The 25,239-nt window shown below is 48.1% G+C and carries 18 protein-coding genes; 12 read left to right on the plus strand and 6 right to left on the minus strand.

All coding sequences use genetic code 11. From position 1 onward, the window contains the following. The first annotated feature begins 251 nt into the window (after nucleotides 1-251). The 3 genes from V8Z93_RS12095 (at nucleotide 252) to queF (ending at nucleotide 4,187) form a co-directional block, all read left to right on the plus strand. Nucleotides 252-2,498 (plus strand): inorganic phosphate transporter, encoded by a 2,247-nt coding sequence (locus tag V8Z93_RS12095; RefSeq protein ID WP_439431640.1) that lies wholly within the window; start codon nucleotides 252-254, stop codon nucleotides 2,496-2,498. 476 nt (nucleotides 2,499-2,974) lie between these two features. Further along, complete coding sequence (locus V8Z93_RS12100; protein ID WP_439431641.1) at nucleotides 2,975-3,664, plus strand: queuosine precursor transporter; 690 nt, start codon at nucleotides 2,975-2,977, stop codon at nucleotides 3,662-3,664. A gap of 67 nt (nucleotides 3,665-3,731) precedes the next feature. Next, nucleotides 3,732-4,187 carry a preQ(1) synthase gene (queF, locus tag V8Z93_RS12105; protein WP_117661520.1) on the plus strand — a complete coding sequence of 152 codons (456 nt, stop codon included), beginning with the start codon at nucleotides 3,732-3,734 and terminating at the stop codon, nucleotides 4,185-4,187. A gap of 205 nt (nucleotides 4,188-4,392) precedes the next feature. Here the strand turns inward: queF and menB are convergent, their stop codons facing one another. Genes menB through V8Z93_RS12125 form a run of 4 tightly spaced genes read right to left on the minus strand, consistent with a single transcriptional unit; the run spans nucleotide 4,393 to nucleotide 8,517 of the window. After that, a complete protein-coding gene (gene menB, locus V8Z93_RS12110; RefSeq protein WP_089545278.1) occupies nucleotides 4,393-5,214 on the minus strand; it encodes a 1,4-dihydroxy-2-naphthoyl-CoA synthase in 822 nt (273 codons plus the stop codon). Beyond that, a complete protein-coding gene (menD, locus tag V8Z93_RS12115) occupies nucleotides 5,211-6,971 on the minus strand; it encodes a 2-succinyl-5-enolpyruvyl-6-hydroxy-3-cyclohexene-1-carboxylic-acid synthase (protein ID WP_439431642.1) in 1,761 nt (586 codons plus the stop codon). Before menD ends, menB begins: the two co-directional genes overlap by 4 nt. A 31-nt stretch (nucleotides 6,972-7,002) precedes the next feature. Next, on the minus strand, nucleotides 7,003-8,049 hold the full coding sequence (locus V8Z93_RS12120; RefSeq protein WP_439431643.1) for an isochorismate synthase: 1,047 nt from the start codon (nucleotides 8,047-8,049) through the stop codon (nucleotides 7,003-7,005). A gap of 3 nt (nucleotides 8,050-8,052) precedes the next feature. Beyond that, nucleotides 8,053-8,517 (minus strand): PaaI family thioesterase, encoded by a 465-nt coding sequence (locus V8Z93_RS12125; RefSeq protein WP_203039294.1) that lies wholly within the window; start codon nucleotides 8,515-8,517, stop codon nucleotides 8,053-8,055. A 214-nt stretch (nucleotides 8,518-8,731) separates the two neighbouring features. On the opposite strand from V8Z93_RS12125, the gene V8Z93_RS12130 reads away from it, so the two are divergent. From V8Z93_RS12130 to V8Z93_RS12150, 5 genes are all read left to right on the plus strand, one after another. Next, nucleotides 8,732-11,014 (plus strand): alpha-N-acetylglucosaminidase, encoded by a 2,283-nt coding sequence (locus V8Z93_RS12130; RefSeq protein ID WP_439431644.1) that lies wholly within the window; start codon nucleotides 8,732-8,734, stop codon nucleotides 11,012-11,014. Nucleotides 11,015-11,121: 107 nt separating this feature from the next. Beyond that, nucleotides 11,122-12,852: a lysine--tRNA ligase gene (lysS, locus tag V8Z93_RS12135; RefSeq protein ID WP_439431645.1), complete on the plus strand. Its 1,731-nt coding sequence runs from the start codon at nucleotides 11,122-11,124 to the stop codon at nucleotides 12,850-12,852. A gap of 124 nt (nucleotides 12,853-12,976) precedes the next feature. Next, nucleotides 12,977-13,975: an NAD(P)H-dependent glycerol-3-phosphate dehydrogenase gene (locus tag V8Z93_RS12140; protein ID WP_203039386.1), complete on the plus strand. Its 999-nt coding sequence runs from the start codon at nucleotides 12,977-12,979 to the stop codon at nucleotides 13,973-13,975. A gap of 8 nt (nucleotides 13,976-13,983) precedes the next feature. After that, nucleotides 13,984-15,342, plus strand: coding sequence for a glucose-6-phosphate isomerase (locus V8Z93_RS12145; protein WP_439431646.1), 1,359 nt, complete (start codon nucleotides 13,984-13,986; stop codon nucleotides 15,340-15,342). Nucleotides 15,343-15,345: 3 nt separating this feature from the next. Further along, nucleotides 15,346-16,101, plus strand: coding sequence for an HAD family hydrolase (locus tag V8Z93_RS12150; RefSeq protein ID WP_439431647.1), 756 nt, complete (start codon nucleotides 15,346-15,348; stop codon nucleotides 16,099-16,101). A 221-nt stretch (nucleotides 16,102-16,322) separates the two neighbouring features. On the opposite strand, the gene V8Z93_RS12155 is transcribed toward V8Z93_RS12150, so the two are convergent. After that, complete coding sequence (locus V8Z93_RS12155; RefSeq protein ID WP_439432855.1) at nucleotides 16,323-17,951, minus strand: HAD-IC family P-type ATPase; 1,629 nt, start codon at nucleotides 17,949-17,951, stop codon at nucleotides 16,323-16,325. A gap of 388 nt (nucleotides 17,952-18,339) precedes the next feature. Between V8Z93_RS12155 and V8Z93_RS12160 the strand changes: the two genes are divergently transcribed. The 3 genes from V8Z93_RS12160 (at nucleotide 18,340) to V8Z93_RS12170 (ending at nucleotide 22,909) form a co-directional block, all read left to right on the plus strand. After that, the gene (locus V8Z93_RS12160) at nucleotides 18,340-19,767 is read left to right on the plus strand and encodes a sigma-54-dependent transcriptional regulator (RefSeq protein WP_439431648.1); all 1,428 of its coding nucleotides are present in this window, start codon (nucleotides 18,340-18,342) and stop codon (nucleotides 19,765-19,767) included. Between the two features lie 263 nt (nucleotides 19,768-20,030). Further along, the gene (locus tag V8Z93_RS12165) at nucleotides 20,031-20,270 is read left to right on the plus strand and encodes a hypothetical protein (RefSeq protein WP_439431649.1); all 240 of its coding nucleotides are present in this window, start codon (nucleotides 20,031-20,033) and stop codon (nucleotides 20,268-20,270) included. Nucleotides 20,271-20,476: 206 nt separating this feature from the next. Then, a complete protein-coding gene (locus V8Z93_RS12170; protein ID WP_439431650.1) occupies nucleotides 20,477-22,909 on the plus strand; it encodes a hybrid sensor histidine kinase/response regulator in 2,433 nt (810 codons plus the stop codon). Here the strand turns inward: V8Z93_RS12170 and V8Z93_RS12175 are convergent. Then, nucleotides 22,866-23,690 (minus strand): AraC family transcriptional regulator, encoded by an 825-nt coding sequence (locus tag V8Z93_RS12175; protein ID WP_439431651.1) that lies wholly within the window; start codon nucleotides 23,688-23,690, stop codon nucleotides 22,866-22,868. The two genes, V8Z93_RS12170 and V8Z93_RS12175, sit on opposite strands and share 44 nt — an antisense overlap. Nucleotides 23,691-23,874: 184 nt before the next feature. Here V8Z93_RS12175 and V8Z93_RS12180 point away from each other — a divergent pair, with 184 nt between their 5' ends. Next, nucleotides 23,875-25,227, plus strand: a complete 1,353-nt coding sequence (locus V8Z93_RS12180; protein WP_439431652.1) for a TolC family protein — start codon at nucleotides 23,875-23,877, stop codon at nucleotides 25,225-25,227. Nucleotides 25,228-25,239 lie beyond the last annotated feature (12 nt).

Raw genomic sequence — 25,239 nt, forward strand, 5'->3', positions numbered from 1 at the left:
CATGCTTTTTATTATCTTTATCCTCTGTTTTCTTTCTTTTCCCGACAAACTACATTCATCTATTTTATTGTTAAAAATGAGCCATTTCTCTATTTTAACCAGATTGTAACATCTGTTTAAATTACCTGTAATATCCCTTACGTATCTTTGCACCCGAAAACGAGGGGGAAGAAGGATAACTTCAAAAAGAGAACTATTCCAAAAGGGAAAAGCCCCCATTCATTAAACATTAAACAATAAATATTAATATAATGAGTACGATTTATCTTTGTATCGTGATCTTCCTGCTCTGTCTGGCAGTGTTTGATCTCTTCGTGGGAGTCAGCAACGATGCTGTAAACTTCCTGCAATCTGCCATCGGAGCTAAGGTGGCTAAGTTTCGCACTGTGCTGATCATCGCATCCTGCGGTGTGGTACTGGGTGCCATTATGTCATCGGGAATGATGGATATCGCCCGACACGGTATCATGAGTCCTGATCACTTTACCTTCGAGGAAGTGATGACGCTCTTCCTAGCCGTGATGGTGACGGATGTGATTATCCTAGATGTGTTCAACACGCTGGGTATGCCAACCTCCACCACAGTTTCGCTGGTGTTCGAACTATTGGGAGGTGCCTTTATCCTCGCCACCTTGAAGATGTACGGAGACGATAGCCTCAACTATGGCGTATTGCTCAACAGTAACAAAGCTTTGGAGGTTATAATGGGTATCTTCTCATCTGTCATCATCGCCTTCGTATTCGGTGCCTTCGTAATGTGGCTTTCACGTATTGTCTTCACTTTCAATTATCGCAAGCATTCACGCTACAGCATCGCTATCTTCGGTGGTATCGCTTTCACAGCCCTCTCTTACTTCATCTTCATGAAGGGATTGGGTAAGAGTCCTTACCTGCCAGCTGAGTGGCGCAATTATATCGACCAGAACCTTGGCTTGCTGCTCTGCATCACCTTCGTGGGTTCTGCCATCGTGATGGAGTTCCTGCATCTCTGCCGTATCAACATCTTCAAGTTTACTGTGCTGATGGGTACTTTCGCCCTGGCGATGGCTTTCGCCGGCAACGACCTGGTTAACTTCATCGGTGTGCCTCTGGCTGGTCTTTCTTCTTATCAGGATTATATGGCGAATGCCAACGGAGCTACACCAGACCAGTTTATGATGACTTCCCTGATGGATAGCGCCAAGACTACCCCAGTATATCTTCTCGCAGCCGGTGCCGTGATGATTATCGCCATGGCTACTTCCAAGAAGGCTCAGAACGTGATCAAGACTTCTGTGGACTTGAGCCGTCAGGACGAGGGCGACGAGATGTTCGGAAGCTCTTCTGCAGCCCGCGTGATTGTACGCAACTGCCAGGCCACAGATTCATGGCTGAAGCAGTTCTTGCCAAAGCCTTTGATGAACTGGATCAACAGCCGATTCGACAAGAACGATGTAGAGTTGGAAGAAAGTGCTGCCTTCGACGTGGTTCGTGCAGCCGTTAACCTGGTATTGGCAAGTATGCTTATCACCATCGGTACCAACCTGAAATTGCCTCTCTCTACTACCTACGTTACCTTTATGGTGGCTATGGGTTCTTCGCTTGCCGATAGAGCTTGGAGCCGTGAGAGTGCCGTGTTCCGAGTAACCGGTGTATTGAGTGTGATTGGTGGATGGTTCATCACTGCCGGTGTGGCTTTCGCAGCCTGCGGCATTGTTTGTATTATTATGCACTTCGGCGGTGTAGGTATCCAGACCTGCTTCATGGCATTGGTTATCTTCCTGCTCATCCGCAGCAACATCCAGTATAACAAAAAGGCAAAGGAAGAGAGCAAGGGCAGCACCTTCCAGCTGATGATGCGCTCACACGATCCAGAGATTGTATGGGATTTGCTTCGTCGCCAGGTATCACGCACCCAGGCTTACGTTTGCCACTTCGCCCTGAACGAGTTCAACCAGATTATGGATGGTCTTGCCAACGAGAAGCCTAAAGAGCTTCGCCATGCCAACAAGGAATTGAAGAAGGAGCAAGATATGCTGAAGAAGCTCCGTCGTCAGGAGATGCTCGGCTTGAAGAAATCGCCAATGGAGATTGCCATCGAGCGCAACACCTGGTTCCATCTGGGAGCCAACAGCAACCAGCAGTTTATCTACTCTCTGCGTCGTATGCTCGACCCTATCAAGGAGCACGTGGACAACAACTTCAACCCACTGCCAGAAGAGTACACCAAGGAGTTTGCTCCTGTTCGACAAAAGATTAACGACCTGATGCGCATGAGCTGTGAGCAGATAGAGACCAGCCGCTATGAGAACTATCGCGAGATTCTCGCCGAGGCTGATGCCTGCAAGGATGAACTGAGCGCACTTCGCAAGAAGCATATCGACCGCATCCAGCATCTTTCAGACAACTCGCTGATGCAGATTTCTCTGGTTTATCTGAATGTATTGCAGGAGAGCCAGGAGTTCCTGAGCGTGATGAGACACCAGCTCAGAGCTGCCAAGAAATTTATGGAGAAATAAAGACTGGGGGGACTGGGAGCTGAGGACTCTCGGTGGAACCGAGAGGAACAGCGGTTCTCTTATGTAAAAAAGAACAGAGGTAATTAATATGATAAGCCCGGCATTCACGACAGAATGGCGGGCTTTTTTCTGTCTTTCTCGTTCTTTTCTGCCTATTTGGCAGAAATAGAGACTTTGGTATGGAGATTGCAATAAGAGGAAGTGTCAATAAGTTGATAAGTTTTCATAAAAAGTTTGTTTGATTAGGTTAGATTGTTTGGTTAGGTTAAATTGTTTAGAAGTTAGGTTAGATTGTTAGATTAGTTTAGGTTTAGTTAGATAGAAGCCCCAAGTGCTAGAGATAGTACTTGGGGCTTTTTTATTTGAAAAACTTGAGTAAATATTTGGCAGTTAGAGAGAAAAGTTGTAATTTTGCAACCCGAATTAAAAAGTAAGTATAATCCGAGTGCTTGGTAAACCTCGTAAAAAACAAGAAAATGGAAAAGAAAACAACTCAAGTGAGTGTGCTGTTTATGCTTTTCAGCATCCTCTTCTGCGTTTGTCTCATTGCGGCAAACGTGCTCGAAACAAAGCAAATTGCAGTAGGCCCGATTTCTTTGACTGGCGGTCTCATCGTGTTTCCGGTAAGTTACATCATCAACGATGTAGTGTGCGAAGTATGGGGCTATCAGAAAGCCCGCCTTCTCATCTGGACAGGCTTCGCCATGAACTTCTTCTTTGTAGCTCTGGGCGCCATCTGCGACTGGATTCCAGCTGCTCCCTATTGGACGAACGATGCTGGTTTCCATGCCATCTTCGGTCTTGCTCCCCGCATTGCCGCCGCCTCATTCGTAGCATTCATCGTAGGTTCCTTTGCCAATGCCTATGTGATGAGCGTGATGAAGATTCGTGATGGCGGCAAGCATTTCTCCGCCCGTGCCATCTGGAGCACCGTGGCAGGCGAAAGCTGCGATAGTCTTATCTTCTTCCCTCTTGCCTTGGGTGGAGTGGTGCCTACATCAGAACTTCCTTGGCTGATGCTCTGGCAGGTGGTACTGAAGACTGTGTATGAAATCATCGTGCTGCCTATCACCATCCGTGTGGTCAATGTCATCAAGAAGCATGAAGGCGAGGATGTGTATGACAACAACATCTCCTACAACATCTTCAAGTTAGGATCGATTTAATGCTTTCAGAAAGAGATTGCCCCAAAAACAAACACGAAACATTAGAATTAAACAATAGAATAGAACTATGGATAGAAAAGAAGATGGGTTGAAGGCACTGGGTGCCAAGACCCAATATAGAATGGATTATGCGCCAGAGGTATTGGAGACCTTCGTGAACAAGCACCCTGGCAATGATTACTGGGTACGTTTCAACTGCCCAGAGTTTACCTCCCTCTGCCCTATCACGGGTCAGCCTGACTTTGCTGAGATTCGCATCAGCTATATTCCTGACGTGAAGATGGTAGAGAGCAAGAGCCTGAAGCTCTATCTCTTCAGTTTCCGCAACCACGGCGATTTCCACGAGGACTGCGTGAACATCATCATGAAGGACCTCATCAAGCTGATGGATCCAAAGTATATTGAAGTAACAGGTATCTTTACTCCTCGCGGCGGCATCAGCATCTGGCCTTACGCCAACTATGGCAAGCCAGGCACGAAATACGAAAAGCTCGCTGAGCAGCGTTTCGCCACACACGAGTAAGCTCGATTTCGCTCTATGGAGTTTTACCCCACTGAGCGATATATCTATTTTCAAAATATAAGCAAAAATCTCCCACAGATTTCACAGATTTACACAGATAGGCTAACGCCCTGCTTTTTCGGAAAGAAAAAAATATCTGTGTAAATCTGTGAAATCTGTGGGACTTTTATTTATCAAACACAGAATTTATCATCCGTGAGATTGTTTATGGGAACTGAGGATAATCCTCGAAACGTGGCTTGCGCTTCTCCAGGAATGCCTTGCCGCCTTCCTGCGCCTCATCCATGGTATAATAGAGCATGGTGGCATCGCCAGCCAACTCTTGGATACCAGCCTGACCATCCAACTCGGCATTCAAGCCAGCCTTAATCATGCGGAGAGCCAGCGGAGAACGCTCCATCATGATTTCAGCCCACTCCACGCAGGTATCTTCCAACTGGTCGAGAGGAACCACCTTGTTAACCATTCCCATCTCTTCTGCCTCCTTTGCAGAATACTGCTTGCAGAGGAACCAGATTTCGCGTGCCTTCTTCTGACCTACCATTCGTGCCAGATAAGAAGAACCGAAACCTGCATCGAAGCTTCCCACCTTAGGACCGGTCTGTCCGAAGATGGCATTCTCTGAAGCAATGGTCAGGTCGCACATCACATGGAGCACATGGCCGCCACCGATGGCATAACCGTTCACCATAGCGATAACCGGCTTAGGCAAACGGCGAATCTGCATCTGTACATCGAGCACATTGAGACGAGGCACGCCATCGTTGCCTACGTATCCGCCCCTACCCTTCACATGCATATCGCCACCGGCACAGAACGCCTTGTCGCCAGCACCCGTAAGGATAACCACTCGGATATCCAAGCAGTCACGGCAATAGTTGAAAGCCTGCGCCATCTCCCAGGTAGTCAATGGGGTGAAGGCATTGCGATAACGCTCACGATTGATGGTAATCTTAGCGATATGATTATACTCCTCGAAGATGATTTCCTTGAAATCAAAACCTTCTATCTTTTTCCATTCTCTCATATTTGAAAACTATTATAATATTCTTCTATTACTTGATTATCTGTTTCTATATCCGTTAGCACTTCCAAGAGCATCGGTCTGTCAGACTCGGTATGGATGAGCCAGTCGATGCCCTCATGTAGCGACTTCATATCATCGGCATTCTGATAGGCAACATTCTGTGCCTGGCAGATGTGATAGGCCGAGGTGCAGTGCTCAGCCATCACCAGCTTCTCACGTGCCGCACTCTCCTTCAATCCCTTGAACTTGGCAAAGATGGCTCCACCGCCATTATTCAAGAGCAGGATGCGAAGACTACCATCGAGATTCTGGTTCCAGAGGGCATTCTGATCGTAAAAGAAGCTCAAATCGCCCAGCACGCAGAAAACCTTCTGCTGGCTCCTGGCATCAGGATGATGATATTCCGAAAGATAGATTGACAAACCTGCTGCAGTAGACAGAGATCCCTCAATGCCATTCACGCCCCTATTGCAATGCACATATTGGCGAGCATAGATGCAGGCCAGTCGAATCGCCATACTGTTGCCGTAAAACAGACGGCATTCACGGGTATCATCCAGCGAATGAGCCAGATATTCCGTTTGGAATGCCTTTACGGCTGCCATACTGCTGAATGGCGGTTCGTAATCAAAGGCATGACGCTTTGCCGCCAGAAGCGCTTTCTCCCAACGCTCTCTGTATGCATTCACATCATCCTGATAAACCAGATTGTAAGAAGTCATGGCATCTGCCAGCAGGGTGGTATCGCATTGGAAAATGCGATCGATACGCATAAAGGTATCGATGTAATCACCATCGGTACTAGCACGCCATACCTTGGCTCCCTTCTTCACGGCAAGGCGAAGGAACTGCTTCAGACGCTTGCTCACCAGAGTACCTCCTACATAGAGGATAAAATCGGGCATATAACTCTCGTCATCCCCCACCTTATTCAACACTTCATCGAAATTGGTAACCAGGAGATTGCGAGAGAAATCCCGGCATGCCGGATCTTCGCTCGATGTTCCCAAAGCAGTTGGCTCAATTAGCGTAACGGTTCGCCAATTTATCTGTTTGATACCAACAAGCTGACTGCATGGATAATCCTGTCCCACCACTATCATCGGTTTTCTGGCATTCAGAAAATCGAGCATGTCACCATAATGGAAACTTCCACCAAAGAGATTACTCTTCACATAATCCACCCAATGTATCTTCGGGAGTCTATCGAGCGTAAACTGATAAAGCGGTTCGGAAAGCTGTATATTAATATGTACCGGACCAATCTTTCGATGCACGCAATCGATAATAGCCTCATGAACCAACCGTTCACAATACCAAGCCTGCTCTTCATTGGATATGATAGGAAGATTCACGCTCCGGTTCACCATCGTTCCGAAGACGTTGGCTTGCGGAAGGGTCTGTCCATCCTGCTGTCCTATCCAGGTTTCGGGTCTGTCAGCAGAAATCACGATGATAGGCACCTTCTGATAATATGCCTCGCAGACTGCCGGATAGAGATTGAGCAATGCCGAACCGGATGTGACGCATACTGCCACAGGAGCCGGACAAGGAGCCGGATTGCCCAAGGCAATGCCCATAGCCACAAAACCGGCACTGCGCTCATCGGTAACAGGATAGCAGGTGATACCTTCCGTTTCATTGAGATTATGTACGATAGGCGCATTGCGACTTCCTGGGCAAACCACCACTCTTCTCACCCCATGCGATTGGAGAACACCCGTCAGGATATTGACATTATCTATATTACTATACATGAACTATCAACTATAAACTATAAACTGTTAACTAAATCAGAACCCGCCTGATGGTCTGCATCTTAGCTTCTGTTTCCTTCCACTCCTTTTCCATCTCACTCTCCTTGAGCAATCCGCCACCGGCATAGAGTTCACAGATACCTTCTGGCAGGATATTCATGCAGCGGAGAGAGACGAAAAGATGGGTCTTTCCCTGCGGAGAGATAGGCCCCACAAAACCACTATAGTATTTGCGAGACTGATGTTCATGTTGAAGGATAAACTGGCGAGCCTCATCCTTCGGGATACCGCAGACGGCAGGCGTAGGATAAAGCGTATGAATCACGTCGCCTAATTTTCCTTCATCACGAAGAAGGAAAGTGATGTCGGTGCGGAGATGATAGAGATTTGCCGCCATCGTGGTATAAGGACCTTTCAACTGATAATCATCAGAGAAAGCCCTGATACAATCTTCGATATAATCCGTTACATACTGCTGTTCCTCCCTGTTCTTCAGCGACCACTCCACACCCTCTATCGGATAATCGGCGATAGTACGTGAAGGCTCTGCCTTTTGGGTTCCGGCAAGCGACATCGTCTGCATCTTTCCCTGTTCCCCCTTGAGCAAGATTTCAGGAGTGGCCATCAGCCACATCCCCGACTGCGGGGTATAGACCAGGGCGACAAAGAGACGGGGATACATGCGGCAAGCCTTCATAAAGAGCTTTTCGAAATCCTTATCAGCCGTTCGCAAGGTTGCCTTTCTTGCCAGCACTATCTTTCTGAAAGTTCCTTTTTCCAACTCCCGATGGAAACATTCAAAATCTTCGGCATAGATATCACGGGCAGGAATACTTTCTTCTAATTCCGATTCCGAGCTAGAGACAGCTCTTTCATCAGAGATAGCCAGAAGCCTGTTTTCATCGGGATGAATGAGCAGCACAGGACAGTCGCTGGACGGCGAGAAAGGAGCTATTACAAAGCCCTCCTTGCCATTCAGTTCTGCCACAGAGGAAAGCACCTCTGGCTCCCCCAGATGCTGCGCCACAAAATTTGCGTGATGCAGATAAGGCAAACGATAGTATGCAAATGCTGTCATACCTTATTCTTCTGTCTTTTTAGAATTCTCTTTATCTGATTCCTTCTTCGACTCATTCTTTTTAGGAGTAAACACATAGTTGGTTACCTGCACGGTGCAAATCAATTCACCCGCAGTATTCTTGATAGCAACCTCCCAAGTATGCAAGGTTCTGCCCTTGTGTACGAGTTTGGCGTATGCCGTAACCGTATCACCCTCACTTACAGCCTGCACATGAGTTCCGCTCACATTGATGCCCACAGCAATCTGTCCTGGACAAAGAGCCAGAGAACCGATGCCTGCTACATTCTCGGCAAGCGCCAAAGAAGCACCACCACTCAAGAAGCCGAAAGGTTGGCGATTGCGCTCATCCACCTTCATTGAAGCCTGAAGCGTATCAGGCTCAGGGGTTGAGATAAAATGCATTCCGAGGGTTTTAGAGAGTCCATCGGTTTTACTTATTCTTTTTACTAATTCGTCTATGTTCATCCTTATCAAAATTTAAGTTGGTTGTTTCTGGGATTTCAGGGCTTCACCCCATTCCCCATTTTCTTGCAAAAGTAATGCAAATCCAAGACAAAACAAAATAAATAAGTCTTTTTTAATCTTTTAAGCACTTTTTACTTGGTATTATCAGCTTTTTCCGTTATCTTTGTCCCGAAATATAGCTGCATTCGGCAATTAAAATACTAATAACAACTTTATGAGAAAAGTACTTGTAGAACTATTATGCACCGTTGCTCTTGGAGCATTCGCCAATCCGGCAGACGACCTTCTGAATCGAATAGACAAGGGAGCCGCCGCCAAGTTTAAAACCGTGCTTGTGAAATCGGACAAGGATTTCTTCGAGATAGACCAAGCCCAAAAAGGAAACGGCACATCAGCCGCATCGAAATCAGCTGCATCAAAATCGGGCGCCGGCAAGAACAACCCAATTATCATCCGGGGAAACTCCTGGGTGAACATCGCCGTGGGCATCAACTGGTATCTGAAGCACCATGCCGGCATCCACATCTCCTGGAACAACATGAACGTGAAGCTGCCAGCCGTTCTTCCTGCCGTGAAACAGAAGGAACGCCACGAAACAGACCTGAAGCTGCGCTACAACTTCAACTATTGCACCTTTTCCTATACGATGGCATTCTGGGACTGGAACCGATGGCAGAAAGAAATAGACTGGATGGCGCTGCATGGCATCAATATGCCGCTTGCCGCCGTGGGCACAGAAAGCGTATGGCGCAACATGCTTCTGAAACTGGGATACTCAGAGGAGGAAGTAGGCAAATTCATCGCCGGTCCTGCCTTCCTTGCCTGGTGGGAGATGAACAATCTGGAAGGTTGGGGCGGTCCACTGCCCCTGGGCTGGTACAAGCAGCAGGAAGCCCTGCAGAAGAAGATTCTTGCCAGAATGAAGGAGATGGGCATGAAACCCGTTTTACCAGGATATTGCGGCATGGTACCTCACGATGTCAAACAGAAGCTGGGACTGAACGTAACCGATGCCGGCAGATGGAACAGTTACCAGCGCCCAGCCAACCTATCCCCTACCGATAGCCGGTTTGCAGAAATCGCCGACCTATATTATAAGGAACTGACCCGACTCTACGGCAAATCCGATTACTACTCCATGGACCCATTCCATGAAAGCGGAAACGATGCTTCGATGGATTACGGCAAGGCAGGAGAAGCCCTGATGAGTGCGATGAAGCGAGCCAATCCTCATGCCATCTGGGTAGTACAGGGATGGAACGAGAATCCAAGACCCCAAATGATAGCCAACCTGAAGGTAGGCGACCTGCTTGTTCTCGACCTCTTTTCTGAAAGCCGTCAGAACTTCGAAGATTTCTGCACAGAGGATAATACATCCGGCACTGGGAAGAAAAATTTCAGCACGAGTAAGAAAGAAGGCATCTATGGCAAGCACCAGTGGCTCTTCTGTCTGCTCGAAAACTTCGGAGGCAATGTGGGACTTCATGGCCGAATGGACCAACTTCTCAATAACTTCTATCTGGCAACGGGGAAAAAGGACACCCCAAAACAAGAGAATTCTTCACTCCTCACTCTTCACTCTTCACTTAAGGGTTGGGGCTTCACCATGGAAGGTTCAGAGAACAACCCCGTGATGTTCGAACTGATGAGCGAGTTGCCATGGCGTGCCGAAAAGATAACCAAGGAAGACTGGATCAGGGAATATTGCTATGCCAGATATGGCGTTCATGATGCCACTATCGAGAAGGCATGGACACTTCTTGCGCAAAGCATCTACAACTGTCCGAAGGGCAACATTCAGCAGGGCACCCACGAGAGCATCTTCTGCGCCCGTCCATCGCTGAACAGTTATCAGGTTTCAACCTGGTCGCTGATGAGCAACTACTACGACCCGGAGGATACCCGCCAGGCTGCCATCCTCCTTACCAGCGTAGCAGAGAAATATCGGGGCAACAACAATTTCGAGTACGACCTGGTAGACATCTGTCGCCAGGCTCTCGCCGACCAGGGGCGCAAGCAGTATCTGAAGACCATGGCTGATTACAAGTCATTCTCACGACAGGAATTCAAGAAGGATTCCGATCGCTTCCTGAAGATGATTCTGCTACAGGATAAGTTGCTCGGCACCCGTCCTGAGTTCCGTGTGGGCCGCTGGATAGAGGAAGCCCGAAGCCTCGGCAAGACAGCCGAAGAAAAGGACCTTTACGAATGGAACGCCCGCGTACAGATAACCACCTGGGGCAACAGGAACTGTGCCGATAATGGCGGACTCCACGACTATGGTCACAAGGAATGGCAAGGATTGCTGAAGGATTTCTACTACCTGCGCTGGAGCACCTTCATGAAATCGCTAGCCAGTCAATTATCGCTGCAAGATACTCCACGAATCGACTGGTACGGACTGGAGGAATCATGGACTCTGCAGAAGAACCCATATTCATCGAAAGCAGAAGGAAGCCCTATAGATGTGGCAAAGGAAGTGATTGATTGCATATAAATCACCTTATTTATATTAAAAAGGATAAAAATAGCACAAGAGTTTGGAAAATTATTTGTATTTTTGCACCAAAAATAAGAAAATAAAAAGATATATCTGAATATAATATGAACATTTTAGAGTTAAGCGAACAGGAAATCGTTCGCAGACAGAGTCTTCAGACATTGCGCGAGATGGGCATCGATCCATATCCAGCAGCAGAGTTTCCAACCAATGCATTCAGCACAGACATCAAGGCTGAATTCAAGGACGAGGACGAGCCACGCCAGGTAGTTATCGCTGGCCGTATGATGGGTCGCCGCGTGATGGGTAAAGCAAGCTTCGCTGAGTTGCAGGACTCAAAGGGAAGAATCCAGGTCTATATCGCCCGTGACGAGATTTGTCCAGACGAGAACAAAGACCTTTACAATACAGTATTCAAGAAGCTTCTTGACATCGGTGACTTCATCGGCATAAAGGGTTTCGTATTCCGCACACAGACTGGCGAGATTTCAGTACACGCCAAGGAATTGTGCCTGCTCTCCAAGAGCTTGAAGCCACTCCCTATCGTGAAGTACAAGGATGGCGTAGCATACGACAAGTTCGATGATCCTGAGTTGCGTTACCGTCAGCGCTACGTTGACCTCATCGTAAACGATGGCGTGAAGGATACCTTCCTGCAGCGTGCTACCGTACTCCGCACCCTGCGCAACGTACTCGACAACGCTGGTTATACAGAGGTAGAGACTCCAACCCTCCAGAGCATCGCAGGCGGTGCTTCTGCCCGTCCATTCATTACCCACTTCAATGCGCTCGACCAGGATATGTACATGCGTATCGCTACCGAGCTCTATCTAAAGCGCCTCATCGTAGGTGGTTTCGAGGGTGTTTATGAGATTGGCAAGAACTTCCGCAACGAGGGTATGGACCGCAACCACAACCCAGAGTTCACCTGTATGGAGCTTTATGTTCAGTACAAGGACTACAACTGGATGATGGCTTTCACAGAGAAGTTGCTCGAAACTATCTGTATCGCCGTAAACGGCAAGCCAGAGCGCGAGATTGATGGCAACATCATCAGTTTCAAGGCTCCATATCGCCGTCTGCCTATCCTCGATGCCATCAAGGAGAAGACCGGTTTCGACTGCAACGGCAAGACAGAGGAAGAAATCCGCGCATTCTGCAAGGAGAAGGGCATGGACGTAGATGAGACCATGGGTAAGGGTAAGTTGATTGACGAGCTCTTCGGCGAGTTCTGCGAGGGCACCTTCCTCCAGCCAACCTTCATCACCGACTATCCAGTAGAGATGTCTCCACTGACCAAGATGCACCGCTCTAAGCCAGGCTTGACCGAGCGTTTCGAGTTGATGGTTAACGGCAAGGAGCTTGCCAATGCATACTCTGAGCTCAACGACCCAATCGACCAGGAAGAGCGTTTCATCGACCAGATGAAGCTTGCCGACAAGGGTGACGACGAGGCTATGATCATCGATCAGGACTTCCTCCGTGCCCTCCAGTACGGTATGCCTCCAACATCAGGTATCGGTATTGGTATCGACCGTTTGGTAATGCTGATGACAGGCAAGACCTTCATCCAGGAAGTATTGTTCTTCCCACAGATGAAGCCAGAGAAGAAGATGCCACAGAGCACCATCAAGGAATGGGCAGAGATTGGCGTGCCAGAGGATTGGGCATACGTGCTCCGCAAGGCAGGCTTCAACCTCATCTCTGATATCCGTGAAGAAAAAGCACAAGGCTTGCAGCAGAAGATTGGAGAAATCAACAAGAAGTACAAGCTCGGCTACGAGAAGCCTTCTGTTGATGACATCCAGGGATGGATTGATGCAGCAAATGCTTAATGTATAATTAATAATGTATAATTAATAAAGAGCTCCGGCTTTTTATTAGTTATACATTATACCTACAAACAAAGGCGAAAGCCTCATTATACATTATTAATTATTAATTATAAAATCATTCGAAGTGTATAACTGCGGTAAAATAGCGATAATTGGCGGCGGTAGCTGGGCTACAGCCATTGCCAAGATTGTGGTGGGGCATACTCATCACATAGGTTGGTATATGCGTCGCGACGACCGCATCGAGGACTTCAAGCGCATGGGTCACAACCCTGCCTATCTGATGTCGGCACGATTCAATGTGGATGAGATCTTCTTCTCTTCCGATATCAACAAGATAGTGCAGAACTACGATACACTTGTATTCGTCACCCCATCGCCTTATTTGAAGAATCATCTCAAGAAGCTCAAGACCCGACTCAGCGACAAGTTTATCATCACAGCCATCAAAGGTATCGTGCCTGACGAGAACCTCGTCTGCTCGGAATATTTCCATCAGGTATATGACGTGCCTTACGAGAACCTGGCGTGCATCGGTGGTCCTTCTCATGCCGAGGAGGTTGCCCTGGAACGACTGAGCTATCTCACGGTGGGCTGCTGCGATACGGAGAAAGCCCGCGCCTTTGCCAACGATTGTCTGGCAAGCGAGTTTATCAAAACCAAGACTTCAAGCGACGTGATAGGCATCGAATACTCTTCGGTGCTGAAAAACGTATATGCCATCGCCGCAGGTATCTGTGGCGGACTGAAGTACGGCGACAATTTCCAGGCGGTACTCATGTCGAACGCCGTGCAGGAGATGCATCGCTTCCTGACAGCCGTCCACCCTATCGACCGAAGCATGTACGACTCGGTGTATTTGGGCGACCTTCTGGTAACGGGTTACAGCAATTTTTCAAGAAACCGCACTTTCGGAACCATGATAGGCAAAGGTTACAGCGTGAAGAGCGCGCAGATAGAGATGGAGATGATTGCCGAGGGATATTTCGGTACCAAGTGCATGAAGGAAATCAACCGCCACATGCACGTCAACATGCCGATTCTCGATGCCGTATATAATATATTGTACGAACGCATCAGTCCGCAAATAGAGATTAAACTTTTAACAGATTCATTTAGATAAAAGAAAAAATGAAAAGTATCAGCTTAAACATTACAAAGGCTGCATCATTCCTCGCAGAGGGTGCAGTAAAGGCTTATGAGCCTAAGGTAAAGGCCGCTCAGGAAGCTCTTGAGAACGGCACATGTGAAGGTAACGATTTCTTGGGATGGTTGCATTTGCCATCTTCTATTACTCCTGAGTTCCTCGATGAGATTCAGGCTGTTGCCAACACATTGCGCGAGAAGTGTGAGGTGGTTGTTGTTGCAGGTATCGGTGGTAGCTACCTCGGTGCTCGCGCCGTTATTGAAGGTCTCAGCAACTCTTTCGCTTGGCTCGTAAACGACAAGAAGAACCCTACCATCCTCTTCGCAGGAAACAATATCGGTGAGGATTACCTCTTCGAGTTGACTTCATTCCTGAAGGACAAGAAGTTTGGTGTCATCAACATTTCTAAGTCTGGTACCACTACAGAGACTGCTCTCGCTTTCCGTCTCTTGAAGAAGCAGTGCGAGGATCAGCGCGGCAAGGACGAGGCTAAGGATGTTATCGTAGCCGTTACCGATGCCAAGAAGGGTGCTGCCCGCACTTGCGCTGACAAGGAGGGTTACAAGAGCTTCATCATCCCTGACAATGTAGGTGGTCGCTTCTCTGTATTGACTCCAGTAGGTTTGTTGCCTATCGCAGTAGCTGGCTTCGATGTAAAGCAGCTCGTTGCAGGTGCTGCTGACATGGAGAAGACTTGCGGCAAGGACGTAGCTTTCGAGGAGAACCCAGCTGCTATCTATGCAGCTACACGTCAGGCTCTCTATACACAGGCTGGCAAGAAGATTGAGATTGTATGCAACTTCCAGCCAAAGCTTCACTACTTCGCTGAGTGGTGGAAGCAGCTCTATGGTGAGAGCGAGGGTAAGGACCAGAAGGGTATCTTCCCAGCAGCTTGTGACTTCACTACCGACCTTCACTCTATGGGTCAGTGGATTCAGGAGGGCGAGCGCTCTATCTTCGAGACTGTTATCAGCGTTGAGACTCCTAACGAGAAGTTGCTCTTCCCACACGATGATGAGAACCTCGATGGTTTGAACTTCCTTGAGGGCAAGCGTGTTGACGAGGTGAACAAGATGGCAGAGCTCGGTACACGTTTGGCTCACGTTGATGGTGGTGTTCCTAACATCTTGGTTAACGTACCTGAGTTGAACGCTTACTACCTTGGTCAGTTGATCTACTTCTTTGAGAAGGCTTGCGGTATCAGCGGTCTCTTGGAAGAGGTAAACCCATTCAACCAGCCAGGTGTTGAGGCTTACAAGAAGAACATGTTCGCATTGCTCAACAAGCCAGGTTATGAGGCAGAGAGCAAGGCTATTCAGGAGCGTTTGGCTAACGAAAAATAATAGATGAAAGATATTATTTCAAAATACTTAAAAGACCACGGCTTTGGGGAATTCAACCCTAAAGCCGTTCTTTTTGATATGGATGGCGTATTATATAATAGTATGCCTAATCATGCCGTAGCTTGGCAGGAATCGATGAAGCAGTTTGATATCCACATGACTGCCGCCGATGCTTATGCCACCGAGGGAGCCCGAGGCATCGACACCATCCAGATGATGGTGAAGAAGCAGAAGGGTATCGATATCTCTCTGAATGAAGCACAGAAGATGTATGACGTGAAGACCGATATCTTCCACTCGATGCCTACCGCCGAGATATTCCCTGGCGTGAAGGAAATCATGCAGAAAATCAAGAATGCCGGTATGCAGGTGGGAGTTGTAACGGGCAGCGGGCAGCGTCCGCTCATCATGCGATTACTCAACGACTTCGGCGACTTTCTGGACGAAGCACATATCGTAACCGCCTACGACGTGAAGCGTGGCAAACCAAATCCCGATCCATATCTGATGGGCTTGCAGAAGGCTGGCAACCTGAAGCCTTGGGAAGGCATCGTGGTAGAGAATGCACCCCTGGGCGTACGTGCCGGAGTAGCCGCCAACATCTTTACGGTTGCCATCAATTCCGGTCCGCTTCCAGACAACGAGTTATCAGATAAGGGCAGCAACCTGCTCTATCATCAGATGACCGAGTTCTGCGATGACTTTGAAACCCTAATAGCTGCAGCCAGAAGCATCAGTCACAGCTGCGACTCGAAATAAAGGAATAATCCCAACTGCAACTCGAAATAAAACAGCTGCAACTGCGACACCAAATAAAGAAAAAGAAATATAAAAAAGTATAAAGGTCGCCATCTACGGATACCGCACCAAGTTGCGTAGCATAGGAAAACTATTCGGATAAGTCCCTAAATAAAGAAGTCCCCATACTAAACAAGAAAAAGCTGTGTTCATCTACGGATCAACACAGCTTTTTTTTCTTCTTATCTACTCTTCTTCAGCGTCCGCATGGCATTCAATACAGCCAGCACCGTAACGCCCACATCAGCAAATACCGCCATCCACATGGTACCTAAACCGATGGTGGCAAGAACCAAGACTGCCATCTTTACAGCGATAGCAAAAATCACATTCTCGTGAGCCACGTGGATAGTATGGCGAGCAATCTTCATCGCCAGCGCAATCTTTCTCGGATCATCGTCCATCAATACTACATCGGCAGCATCGATGGCAGCATCACTACCCAGAGCACCCATCGCTATACCCACATCGGCACGCTTCAATACAGGGGCATCGTTGATGCCATCACCCACGTATGCCAAGGTCTTGCCGGCAGGCTTCGTCTTCAACAATTTTTCCAGATGAGTTACCTTATCAGCAGGCAGAAGTTCGGCATAATATTCATCAACGCCCACTTGTCCAGCCACCTTCTTTCCAATCTCCTCATGGTCGCCCGTCAGCATCACAGTCTTCTTCACGCCAAGTGCCTTCAGGCATCTTACAGCCTCAGCACTTCCCTCCTTGATGCCATCGTTCACCACCACAGGAGCACCTTCGTCAGCCTGTACAAGCACCTCGCCATGCGTCAAGGTTCCTGTCTTGTCGAACACAACGGTTCCAATCTTGGCAAGTGCATCCATATAATTACTTCCCTTAATCAGAATACCATTTCTTGATGCACCGCCAATGCCACCGAAGAAGGTGAGCGGCACACTAATTACCAGGGCGCAAGGACAGGATACCACCAGGAATATCAAGGCACGGTTCAACCACAGAGGGAAGTTTTCGCCAAAGGTTCCCCCACCCATCAGGCTGGTGGCGATGCCCATCGCTCCCAACATAGGAGGAATAATCGCCAAAGCCAATGCGGCGAATACCACGATAGGCGTATAGATTCGGGCGAAACGGGTGATGAACGCCTCACTCTTCGACTTGTTCCTATCAGCACTCTCCACCAGGGCGATAATCTTAGATGCCGTACTCTCGCCGAAAGTCTTGGTGGTACGCACCTTGAGTTCGCCTTTCAGGTTGATGCAGCCCGAATAGATTTCATCTCCATCCTTGATAGCACGAGGCACGCTTTCGCCCGTCAATGCCACCGTATCCAGCAAAGCAGAACCCTCTACGACGATACCGTCCAGCGGAATCTTCTCACCCCGTTTAATCAGGATAGTCTCTCCGATCTTCACCGTATTAGGAGCCACCGATTCCACCTCGCCATTCCTGATTACATTCGCCACATCCGGGCGGATATCCATCAGATGCGAGATGCTATCGCGGCTCTTTCCCTCGGCATATCCCTCGAAGAGTTCTCCCACCTGGAAGAAGAGCATCACGAAGACAGCTTCTGGGAATTCCGTTTCAGAACCCGGAAAGAAGCCGATGCAAAGGGCACCGATGGTAGCTATCGCCATCAGGAAATGCTCGTTAAACATATCGCCCTTGGCGATGCCCTCTGCCGCCTCGCCCAAGGTCTCATGTCCTATTAATAAATAAGGTATCAGATAGACCAGGAGCAACTGCCAGGTGGCAAGGTCATAATGCTTCTCGATAAACACGGCGACAATCAGGAGGATGATGGTTACACCGATAAGATAGAGTTTCGACTTCAGGCTCCCTTCTTCGTGGTGATGATGATGGCAGCCACATCCATGATGCTCATGGTGCTCATGATGTTCATCCATGGAACAATCACAATGATGATGTTTCATTTCTTCCATAATTTTATAATACTTTTAATTCCATATCATTCGAAACATAGCGTTCCGTTCTTGATTTCGGTTGCAAAATTACCAAAAGGCTTCTGCAACCCGGTTGCAAAAGTCCACTCTTGATGAGATAAAATCACACTTTTATGAACTTTTGTGAGAAAAGCCCCAAAATCTTTGGCGAAATTTCCAAATTAACCACCCTTTTCTTTGCTTATATCAAATATTAATGCTAACTTTGCGCACGCAATAAAGCAGCTTAACGAGAAGAAAGTGACAAAAGGATTGTAATATGGAAAAGATTCTAATAGTTGAAGACGATATCGCGTTTGGAACCATGATTCAAACATGGCTCAAAAAGAAAGGATTCGAAGTAGAAAAAGCTACTTCGGTAAAAGCGGCCATACAGATTTACGAGAAGACTGAAAGCGGATTTGATTTGGTTTTGTCCGATCTTCGTCTTCCCGACCACGATGGCATCTTCCTGTTACAATGGATGAGAAAGCACGGCATGCTGGTTCCATTCATTGTAATGACCAGCTATGCCGAAATCCAGAATGTGGTGCTCGCCATGAAGTCGGGCGCCACCGATTATGTGGCAAAACCTTTTCATCCCGATATTCTCCTGGATAAGATCAAGGAAGCCATCAAGAATCAGAAGAATTCAGCCTCAGCTGCATCTTCTGAGGCACATGCTACTGCTGTAAAATCTCAGCAAGCTGATTCTGCATCAGTTAATCAGACTCAAAATACAAGCACCTCAGCAGATAAGAACGCCAAAGTTGCATCACCTGCTGGCGATGTTCCTAAATATCTGGAAGGCGAAAGTGAGGCTTCCCGTAAGCTCTATAGTTTCGTTTCCCTAGTAGCCCCTACCCCTATGTCGGTTCTCATTCTTGGAGCCAGCGGAACGGGAAAGGAGTATGTGGCTCGCAGAATCCACGAATTAAGTCAGCGGGCAGGAAAGCCATTCTTCGCCCTCGACTGTGGTGCCATCCCAAAGGATGTAGCAGCTTCTGAATTCTTCGGTCATGTGAAGGGAGCCTTTACGGGAGCCGACCAGGATAAGAAGGGTGCATTCGAGATGGCGAATGGCGGAACGCTCTTCCTCGACGAGATGGGAAACCTGAACTATGAGGTGCAGGTGCAACTGCTCCGTGCCCTACAGGAACGAAAAATCCGTCCGGTGGGAAGCACCAAGGAGATAGACATCGATATCCGACTGGTATGTGCCACCAATGAGAACCTGGCGCAGCGTGTGGCAGAAGGAAACTTCCGTGAAGACCTCTACCATCGCGTCAACGAGTTCACCATCTACATGCCTGAGCTGAAAGACCGTGGTACCGACATCTTCCTCTTCGCCGACCTTTTTATCAAGCATGCCAACAAGGAGCTTAACAGAAATGTAGAAGGACTCGACAGCAAGGCGAAGGAGCGAATTGCCGCCTACAACTGGCCAGGCAACCTGCGCGAATTGAATAATGTAATGAAGCGCGCCACCCTTCTCGCCACCGGCAGATACATCGGAGTAACCGAACTGGAACAGAGTATGGCACACATCCAGCCACAAGCCCCAACCACCCTGCACGATGAGGAAACAGAACTGCAGCGAATAGAGGCTGCGCTGAAAGCTGCGGGTGGTAACAAGAGCAAGGCTGCACAATTGCTAGCCGTGGATAGAAAGACGCTGTATAACAAGATGAAGAAGTACGGCATCTGATGATGTGGGGAAGTGGGGAATCTGAAGCCATTCCCCAACTTTTTGGGGAATAATTCCACACCAGTTCCCCAACTTCCACAAGTTTGAAAACTGGCACAGAGAGAAGCTTTTACTGATTATCAACCACTTACAATATTTTATCATCTTTTGGCACGCAGATTGTGATATTAGATAGTGAACTCGCAAACAAGCAGCAATGCAAGTAAGGCAGTTCATGAAAGAAGTAATAAACATAATATTCACAATTAAAAAAATAAAAGATTATGAAAAAGTTAGTATTCGCAGCTATCGCTGCTATGGTAATGGTATCAGTTAGCAACGTATTCGCCAGCAACAAGATGGCAAGTGTTTCATCAGTAGCTCCAGTTGACACAGTAGCTCCAGCAGAGACTCCAGCTGACACAACAGTAAAGGCAACAGAGGATTCTGCAGAAGAGAAGGCAGCTCCAGCAGAGACTCCAGTAGAGACTTCTGTAGCAGCAGATTCAACTGTAGCAGAGTAAATCACCTTTAAAAACAGTAATTAAAATCAAGATTACAAAGTAAAGTAAAAAACAACAATTACGCGTCGCTTTCAATCAGGCAGGAGACTAATGATGATATTCATTGGTCTCCTGACTTGTTTTTACCCCTTTCTTTTCTTGGAATCATTTTTTTGTCGTATCTTTGCAGAAGATATAAACAAGGTAATTAATTAAATAGATTTCTCATGCACAAGAATAACATTCCTATCAAGGTAGCCCTCGGATACAGCGCCATTGCCATCATCATGATCCTGGCCATCAGTCTGGTGTATAGCAACACCAAGAGCATCATCGCCGTCAATGAGGCATCGCGCGATTATATACAGAAAAGAAGTGCTGCCGATAGCACCATATCTTCTCTGCTCAAAGAGGAACAGAAAAACCTGAAGCAACTATCCGATGTCATGGCAGGGAAACCAAACAAAAATTATCTGCACGATAAGGTAAAGAGTCTGAATGCGGGCAAGGATTCTATCCTCGTCCACTCCAAGGCACCCCAAACCCACGAGGCGAAGAAGACAACGGTAGAGGTATTGAAAACCAGAAAGGGATTCTTCCGCCGACTTGCCGATGCCTTTAAGAAAGAACACGCCGAGACCCTGAGCGTAAAACAAGACAGCAACCGGGCTGTCATCGATTCCGTCACCACCCCAGTAAACGTGGCAGGAAACGTGGCAAACATCCTCGAACAGATAGACAGAAAGGAGAAAGTGGAAACGCAAGACCACAAGCAGCACATCAACAGGGAGATGGAAGAGCTGAAGATGGTGAGCGCCAAACTCGCCCTCCGCTCCGCCAAGCATCTGAGCGATGTACACCAGCGGGAGAAAGATACCATGCAGGAATCCATCAGCAAGGCGATGGAAGCCAGAAAGCACCTGTTGTGGCAGATGGAGTTACTCGCCATCGTAGCCTTCCTCGCCATCGTAGTCATGATTTGGCTCATCTGGCGCGATGCCAAGAAGGAGCGCATCTATCAGGAAAACCTGGAGGCAGCCAACGAGGAGATTCAGCGCATCATGAACCAGCGCGAGCGCCTACTCCTTACCATCACCCACGACATCAAGGCACCAGCCGCCTCCATCTCGGGCTTCATCGACCTGATGAAAGACTACGTCAGCAATCCTCAGGGCATCGAATGTCTCCAGAACATCAAGAATTCAGCCGCACATCTATCCCATCTCGTTGCCTCCCTGCTCGATTATCACCAGTTGGAAAATGGCTTGATGAAAGTACAGCCTACCTCTTTCTCGCCAGCGCAACTGGTAGCAGAATCGGTAGAGGGAATGAGATTGCGGGCTGAAGAGAAAGGCTTGGGCATTTCGTTCGAATGCAAGATGAAGGGAATGGGAACTTCGGATTCTCCAATGAAGAAGGAATTCTTCCGTGCCGATGCCTTCCGCATTCGTCAGATTTTGGATAACCTGGTAAGCAACGCCATCAAATATACCGACCAGGGCAGCGTCATCATCCAGGCACAGGTTTCTAAAGTCATGGGCAAGCCAATGCTTACCCTGAGCGTAAAGGATACGGGCAAGGGAATGACCAGCGAGGAAAAACAGAAGGTGTTCCACGCTTTCACCAGATTGAAGAGTGCCCAAGGCATCGAAGGCACCGGTTTGGGACTGTCCATTACCCAGGAACTGGTTTCGCTGCTCGGCGGAGAAATCATCCTCCACTCTACTCAGGGAAAAGGTTCTACCTTCATCGTCACCATCCCTGTAGAGCCTGCGCCAAAGGAAGATACACAGGATAAAACCCAATCAGAACTTGCAGACGATAAGACGTTCGATTCCAATCAGGAAAAGGAAGAAAAAGATTCAGTAAGCCCTCTGGTTTCTGAAGAAAAGAAGAAAAAAACGGAATTTGCAAACCACAAGATTCTGATTCTGGATGATGACAAGCTGCAGCTCCAGCTTCTCCAGGAAATGCTGCGCCGCATCGTAGGTGACACCTGGCAAGTATTCGCCTGCAACCATGTGATGGATGCCCTCACCACTCTGCATAACGAGCAGCCAGCCCTGATGCTGATGGATATCGAAATGCCCGAGATGAACGGCATGGATATGATTGCCCACATCAACCATACCCAGATGACGGTGGTGGCGATGACGGCTCACGACACAAGCATCCTGGAACAGCTCCAGAAAGCAGGCTTCGACGACTGCCTGTTCAAGCCATTCAGCATGGAGAAACTGTCTGATATTCTGGGAATAGAGTCCCAGCCTCAACTGGATGCCCAGTCTGAAACTCCATCCCAGCCAGATTTATCATCCCAGCAGAAATCCAACCCTCAGCTTGATTCTCTCCTGGCTTTTGCCGGAGGCGACGAAGAGGCGGCAAAGGAGATTCTCGATACCGTGAAGCAGGAACTTGCCGCACACCTTGAGAACCTGAAAGAAGCCATAGAAGAGGAATCCTTATCTACCGACCACATAGGAAAGGCGGCACATAAGCTCCTCCCTATCGCCACCATGATGCAGATGGGATGTCTCGAAGAACTCAAGGCTCTCTCTCCAGAACACATCGGCGAGATTGAAGAAGCTGAAATCAGAGCAAAACTGCAGGTTGTGATTACGACCTTATCTGCTGCGGTGTCAGACCTGTATGCTTCTTGAAATATCGGCAGAAAAAACTGACGTCGGCAAAATGAAACTCCCAAGCCATCTCCTTGATGCTTTGCGTGCTTCGCTTAAGATGCAGCTTGAGCTGCAGAATCACGTATTGATCGATGATGGTCTTGGGAGTATGCCCCGTCACCTGGTTCACGATGTTGGTGAGATATTTAGAAGAGATATTCATCTTTTCGGCATAATAGTTCACATCTCTTGAAATCTTGTAATCCTTCTCCAGAAGCATCATAAACCGATTGAACAGTTCTCTTACGCGATACGATTTTACCTCATCTGGTCGGTATTGCGGATTGCGCTGAAGATACTCATGAAAACCGATGAAGAACGCCTTCAACTGGCACAACACCAACTGCGAGATGCAGGTACATTCCGACTGGTCGAAATATACCTTCAATAAACCAAACATCCCATTGATGATGTTTGTCACCACAGGGGTATCCTGCCTGCAACGGTCTTCCCGCAAGGAAGAATACACCGTCTGCTCCAGCTGCAAGCTTGCTTCACGAAGCAAGGAAGGATTATATTTCAGGATTTCAACTTCAAAATCCCCATCAACCTTCAATTCTACCACATCATTCGGAAACAGCGTAATCACCGCCCCCTCATAAAGTTCCCAATCCTTATAATTCACATTCAGCATCGCCTTTCCTTTCCGGCAAATCAATATTGCTCCGTAAGTCAATACTTGCGGACCCTCCTGCCATTCCTCCAAACCAGAGCGGAAAAGGCTTGCTTCCTGATAACTGCTTAATTCTGATAATTCCATCTACACCTTATTATATATAGAGTTATTATGTCTCTTTATTCCTATTTCGGTTGCAAAATTACACAAAATATGTGAGATAAAAGAACTGTTATTCCCAAATCGTCCATCCGCCGCGAAATATTTAAAGCGATTGTTCGCCCAAAACTCCGTACCTTTGCACCCGAAATTCAAAAAGTAATAATCAATGATTAAGAACATCTTATTTGTAGGCCTTCTGCTTGCAGGAGGAACCCATTGGGCTTCGGCTCAATCACAAACCACCGTAGGGGCGGCTGCTTCCTTGCCTGCCAGCAAGAAAGAAAACATGACCATCAGCCAACTCTTCCAGAAGGTGGAGGATAACAGCAAGAGCCTTCGCACTTCATTATCAGGAGTAGAAGCTGCCCATCTCGGCATCGAATCGGCTAAAAGCAAGAAACTGCCCGACCTTGATGCTTCCCTCTCATTCAGCTACATCGGCAATGCGCTGATTACCGACCGCGACTTCAGCAACGTTCACGGCTTGAAATCTCCACATTTCGGCAACAACTTCGCCTTCCAGGCACAGCAGGTGGTTTATGCCGGTGGAGCCATCAACGCAGGCATCAAGCTCGCCGAACTCGGAAAGCAGCAGGCAGAGGTAGGCGTGAAACTCACCCGACAGCAGATTCGCTTCATCGCCCTGGGGCAATATCTCGACCTTTATAAGATAGACAACCGCATCAAGGTGTATGAAAAGAACATCGAGTTAACCCGCCAGCTCATCGACGACATCAAGGAGAAACAGACGCACGGCATGGCGCTGAAGAATGACATCACCCGATACGAACTCCAGATGGAAAGCCTCAAACTCGGTCTTACGGCGCTCCGAAACAACCGGAGCATCCTGAATCATCAGCTTTGCAATACCCTAGGAATGAACCAGGATGCACAGATTATCCCCGATGCCACAATCGCCGATAAGACCTACGGCAAGGAAGGCGAGGCTTACTGGCAGACAGCAGGCACCCTGAACTCCCCACTCCTGGAGCAGAGCAGTAACGCCATCCGCATCGCCGAACAGAAAGAGAAGATTGCCAAGAGCGATCTTCTGCCAAAGGTAGCTTTCGTTGCCGCAGATAACTTCGATGGACCTATCCTCTTCGAATTGCCACCTGTTGACAAGAACCTCAACGTCTGGTATGTGGGCGTAGGCGTGAAATACAGCCTCAGCTCTCTCTTCAAGAGCAACAAGCGCATCAAGCAGGCTGCCGTAGAGACCCGACAGGCAAAAGAGGCACATGCCGTTCAGGCAGAGCAGCTCAACAATAATGTGCAGGCTGCCTACGTGCAGTATCAGCAAACCTACGTAGAACTGGAAACGCAGCGAAAGAGCGTGGAGCTGGCACAGCAGAACTACGATGTGATGAATGCCCGCTATCTCAGCCAGCTCGCCCTGGTTACGGATATGGTGGATGCCTCCAACCTCAAGCTCAATGCCGAGCTCAGCGAGGTAGATGCCCGCATCAACATCGTCTATGCCTACTATCGCATGAAGTACGTGGCAGGAGAAATTTAGAAACAATAAAAT

Origin of the sequence: Segatella copri (assembly GCF_051861805.1) — a bacterium.
GTDB lineage: Bacteria > Bacteroidota > Bacteroidia > Bacteroidales > Bacteroidaceae > Prevotella > Prevotella copri_M.